Raw genomic sequence first — 5,408 nt, forward strand, 5'->3', positions numbered from 1 at the left:
TGGTTTGAGATTCAATTTAATCGCTGGAATCTACAACTTGGAACTGAGCAAAAAATGATTTATGAAAGAGGTCTAATTAATATTTATATAATAAGAACATTTAAAAAAATGATTCAAATCATAAATTATTTTAACTAGATCAAAGCCAATTAAGGGACAGCATTAACATTTAATGCAGCAAAAGGAGGATTGTATCAAAATGAAGAATTTAACGCTTTTAATAAGCTTAGTTACTAGTCTAGTCCTATCAGGATGCTCATCTATGATGAAAAATAGTATTAGTTTCGCTATACATTATGATTCAGGAAAATTTGTTTATAAAAACAATTGGCCATTGTGTGATAATTTTTATGATAGCGATGGAAATATGCCTGTAAAAAGAAAAGCCAAATATTTAACTACAGATAGCTCTTGTAAAGTATCTCCTGATGGTTATGTCCCTGAACAAATTATTATTAAATATGCCCCTTGGTTGACTTATGAAGAGCAAATAAAAAAAGGATATGGTGTTCCTGAAGAACTACGTTATGTTCAAGGAGAAGAGGCAGCAAAAAAAAGACTCGCTATAATGGCAGCGAAACAGGAAGGTGTAGCAAAAATTCCAGCCACAGAATGGAAACGTATTATATTAACTCCCCCTCAAGAAGTAGAAAAGTATAAGTATCAAGTTCCTGAAGGTAAAGGTAACCGCAGTCGAGGCAAAGACATTCATTACCTCATTTCCCTGAATGCCGATGGTAGCTACGACATAAAAACCAAATTGTATTGGGTCTCAAAATATCAAGAATTCTGGAATTGAATTTCAATTGTAAGCCTATGATAAAGCCCGCTTGATTTCAGGTAGACTTCTGCTTATATAGCTATCTGTAAACAACTCAAGCTCATATTGTTCTCAATTTCCGATAATCAATCCAGTTACAATGAAACCCGACGGGTACACGTACCGGTAAATGAATGGTTGCAATCGGCCCTTCAGTCATATGCTGTGCATCCAGAATCACTACCCTAGATGGACTATCATCTAAAGCATGAACATAAGACATCAGCCAGCCATCATTTTCAGCTTGAGCCCCTTCCCGTGCGACGAATATCACCTCTCCTGTCACCCAGTTTTCTCCAAAAGAATAGCTTTCTGAATTGCCAGTTTCCACATCATGGCTCAAAAGAGTATTGCTGCTGACACGAGAAGGATCATCAAACTCGCCAAAGGAAATAGTGTAGACATAACGATAAGGCCGCCCCGTATAAGCTTCATTAATCCGTGGGAATTCCTGTTTCATCTCGGATAATACTGTCCTAGTCACTTTTCCAATGCCGTGTTCAAAAATGAACCGCTCCAGCCGAATATCCTGATCTTCAATCGGTCCCTGAATGGAACTGACCAATGCTTTGGAGTGCACCACCGCATCCATAACCACATCACCAGAATCCAGCTCATAAGCATTCACGGTATGAAAAATAAAACAGGGATCAATCTCATACCAGCGAATATCAATTGCCTTACCGCCAAAAGGTAATATACCAATGCGTGCCTGCCGTTTTGGATTCCATTGATAAGGCAACATTGAACCCTTTAAAGCACTGCGTACAGAAAAGTTCACATTCAGGTCCAGAATCAGCACCTGAGATCTGGTAATGGCACAATCATGAATCATCGGACCATGTTTCACTGGAATGTCGACGTGATATTTCAACTTACCTTTTGAATCTATCTGCAAATAAAAAACTTTGTTCTGACTTAAAGCATCATAACAAACCGCATGAATATCACCTGTTTCAGGATCGATATGTGGATGAGCAGTAAATGGCAGATCCTGATCATCTCCAAACAAATGATGTCGTTTTGACTCCAGTGCAGCATTCAACTCAACTGGATAAGCGCCTGCTTCTACCAATGCCCAGATTTTTCCGGCAAAGTGGATGACATTGGTATTGACTGCATCTGCGACACCTCGGGTTGTACCTGGAATTTGTGGTCGATGAAGTTTTTTCTGCACACTGGCAGAACCGATATAACTGCTTTTATACCAATGTGCCTCACCACCCTTCAGTCTGAGCGCATGCAACATGCCATCGCCAGTAAACCAGTGATAGTTACGTGGATTTTTGACGTTAATAGGATTTGGGCCAATCCGCATTAATGCGCCATCCAGTTCTGCAGGAATCTGCCCTTCAACCTTTAAATTTGTGGAAAAGTGTTCCTGCCGCTCTGGTGCAAATATACCTTCCAGATAGGGATTATCCGGCGAATACGGAATGCGCTGATGCAGGATTTCTGCACCGTATTGAATGGATTTACTGAGCGTATTTTTCCATACGCTGCTCAGCGGTTTTGGCCATAGCATTGTTATTTTCCTTATTGTATTTTTTCTTTGGATTATTCTGGCAGAAATGATAATAACAAAAGCGGTTTGGCTGTTTTCTGAATCTAGATTAACGGCGCATCAAATTGAATACGCCGTGCCGTAATAGAACGTAACTTTTATAATTTTAGACTTTGATATCCAGAAGCTGAATAAACTCAAAGGCTGGCTCTTCATAAGGATGGCTTTCTTTTAAGGCTTTAGCGACCTCGACTGCCTTTTCATCTGGCACCAGAATTTCTACCCGCCATTCCTCTACCTGTTCCAGTTTACCGACTTCACCAATATGAGGATCTGCACCTTCCTGCGGCTTAAACTGTCCGGTTCCTAAAACCTGCCAGGCACAGTCCGTATACTCACCAATGCCGCCTGCCCCTGCTGCAAATATCGCATTCTTGGTGTCTTCCAAATTTTCATCCGGTACGTAATAAATCAGCTTTAACATATATTCCTTCCTGCAATTCAGATACTTGTCGTATTGTTAAGGGCTTGGGTAATCATCTTCAATGCAGGATTTTGGGAATTCTTGTTAAATTTTGCATACAAGCCCAGTTTTGGCAGTGCCTGATCAGTCTGGACAATTTTCACATGATCATTCAAAAACCGCAGTAAATATTCAGGCGCAAAACTAAAGCCCATTCCCATATTGGTCAGATTGATGTGTTGCAAGACATTGGTCACCCACAACAGCTGTTCATGCTCAAGCTGATCAATGCAGAGTAGTCTATCCAGCTTTTCATAAAATACTGGTGAAGCATTCTGCTCACACATAATTATATTATGGTTTTTTAGTTCCTGTAATTTCAGGATTCGATCTGTAGAATGTAAGTGCTGAGCGGCTATCAGATAAATTTGCTCGGTTAATAAATGAATATTCTCAAAATCTGGATGGTCCAGATGAAAGCGGGTAATACATAAATCCAGTTCAGCATTTTTTAGCCGCTGAATCTGTTCCATACAGGTCAGGCTATGCAGATGGATTTTTAAGTCCGGCATGGTTTTTTTAAGCTGGGCCAGAATCTGTGGCATCACTTTGATTTCTGCCACGTTTAAAAAGCCAATATGAATCTGGTTATTTTTCTGCTGTGCAACCTGACGTGCTGCTGCCACCGCCAGCTTGGCATTTTCCAGTGCTTTTTCGGCATAGACCTGAAAAGCCCGTCCTTCATCGGTGAGTTTGACTTTTCTGGATGAACGATCAAACAGGACAACGCCTACTTCCTGTTCCAGATCCTTAATTTGCTGGCTTAATGACGGCTGGGCAGTAAACAGCTTTTCGGCGGCCTTGGTAAAACTTTGTTGCTGCGCCACAGTAATAAAATAGCGTAAATGTCGAAGTTCCATAGCCTGCCCGGTTTCTGATCAGGTCAGCATCTTAAGATTATGACCCACGTATTGCAAATAAGAATAGGTCGATAGTTTATATGAATATCGCTATATCAACAGATCCTGTTTTACTAGACTGCCTGATTATATAGATAGCTTGTTCTTCACCTATACACATGGAGTCTTGTATGACACAACACTATGACACTGATGTTCTGATCATTGGTACCGGTCCTGCAGGTTCAACATTAGGTTTGGCTCTGGCGAATTATGGTATCAAGGTACAACTGTTTACCCAGTTTAGCTGGCTGGCCAATAGTCCACGTGCGCATATTACCAATCAGCGTGCCATGGAAGTATTACGTGATTTAGGTGTGGAAGAACAGGTTAAAGAGATCGCTACACCTTGGGAGCAGATGGGTGAAAGCCTGATTACCACCAGTCTGGTCGGTGAAGAAATTGCCCGTTTAAGTGCCTGGGGTACAGGTGATGAACGTCATGGCGATTACGTCAAAGGCAGTCCATGTCCTTTAGTTGATTTGATCCAACCCAAAATGGAAGCCTTACTGGTGAAGAATGCCGGTGAACGTGGTGCAATTTATAACTTCAATACTGAATATTTATCGCATGTGCAGGACGAAGATGGCGTGACTGCTACTTTCCTGAACCGGATTACCAATACTGAATTTAGCTTAAGAGCTAAATATCTGGTGGGTATGGATGGGGCAAAATCCCGTGTACTGGAACAGCTTGATTTACCTCTTGAAGGTGTCATGGCTCGTGCCGGTACAGTCTATGTGACCTTTAAAGCTGATCTTTCTCAATACGTGCAGCACCGCCCTGCGATTCTGCAATGGATCGTGAATCCCGAAGCCAGCTTTGGCGATCTCGGTATGGGATTGTTACGTGCCATTACGCCATGGAATGAATGGATCATGGGCTGGGGCTTTGACATTTCCAAAGGCGAGCCACAAGTCACTGAGGAACAGGTTCGAGCACGTCTCAATACATTTGTTGGTGCTGAAGTAGAAGATGTCGAAATTCAAAAACTGTCTTACTGGTATGTGAACCAGACCTGGGCAACTGAGTATTCCAAAGGTCGCGTGTTCTGTGGTGGTGATGCGGTGCACCGTCATCCACCATCGAGTGGCCTAGGTTCAAATACCTGCATGCAGGATGCCTTTAACCTGGGCTGGAAACTGGCATATGCCGTTAAAGGCTGGGCTGCGCCTTCCCTGCTGGATTCCTATACGGCTGAGCGTGCACCGGTCGGCAAGCAGATTGTGGCGCGTGCGAATCAATCACGTTTTGATTATAAATACCTGAAAGAAGTCTTTGGTTTTGACAATGGTGTGACTACACAAAAACAAATGCTGGAACGTATTTTTTCGGAAGATGAGCAAGGTGCTGAAATCCGCAAAAAGCTGTTTGAAGCTTTGGAAATTAAAAACTTCGAATTTAATGCACAAGGTGTAGAGCTGAACCAACGATATAGCTCCAATGCAGTGATTAGCGAATCTGAGCCTGAAAGATTTGAGCGAGATCAACAGCTTTATTTACAGGCAACGACTCGCCCGGGTGCTAAAGTTCCGCATACCTGGCTGATCAATGCCAAAGGTCAAAAGCAGTCGACACTGGATATTGTTAGCGGCAGTGTAAAAATGACCCCCTAATGGCATTTAAAAACTGACCCCCTTGGTTAATATAGCGGTCATTTTG

4 protein-coding genes and 1 pseudogene are annotated in these 5,408 nt (G+C 42.1%); 2 read left to right on the top strand and 3 right to left on the bottom strand.

Features of this window, described 5'->3' with window-relative positions:
- Window positions 1-199: 199 nt before the first annotated feature.
- Entirely contained in the window at window positions 200-799 is a 600-nt protein-coding gene (locus tag PV763_RS16970) for a hypothetical protein (RefSeq protein WP_420938248.1), read from the top strand.
- A gap of 82 nt (window positions 800-881) precedes the next feature.
- On the opposite strand, the gene PV763_RS16975 is transcribed toward PV763_RS16970, so the two are convergent.
- The 3 genes from PV763_RS16975 to PV763_RS16985 form a co-directional block, all read right to left on the bottom strand.
- The gene (locus PV763_RS16975; protein ID WP_420938249.1) at window positions 882-2,345 is read right to left on the bottom strand and encodes a carotenoid oxygenase family protein; all 1,464 of its coding nucleotides are present in this window, start codon (window positions 2,343-2,345) and stop codon (window positions 882-884) included.
- Between the two features lie 145 nt (window positions 2,346-2,490).
- A complete protein-coding gene (locus PV763_RS16980; protein WP_114540869.1) occupies window positions 2,491-2,808 on the bottom strand; it encodes an NGG1p interacting factor NIF3 in 318 nt (105 codons plus the stop codon).
- A 17-nt stretch (window positions 2,809-2,825) separates the two neighbouring features.
- Window positions 2,826-3,707: a LysR substrate-binding domain-containing protein gene (locus PV763_RS16985; protein WP_420938250.1), complete on the bottom strand. Its 882-nt coding sequence runs from the start codon at window positions 3,705-3,707 to the stop codon at window positions 2,826-2,828.
- Between the two features lie 170 nt (window positions 3,708-3,877).
- Here PV763_RS16985 and PV763_RS16990 point away from each other — a divergent pair.
- Window positions 3,878-5,332, top strand: a pseudogene (locus PV763_RS16990) (FAD-dependent oxidoreductase); the annotation flags it as partial.
- Between the last annotated feature and the right edge of the window lie 76 nt (window positions 5,333-5,408).

Source organism: Acinetobacter sp. AS5, assembly GCF_048957595.1.
Lineage (GTDB): Bacteria > Pseudomonadota > Gammaproteobacteria > Pseudomonadales > Moraxellaceae > Acinetobacter.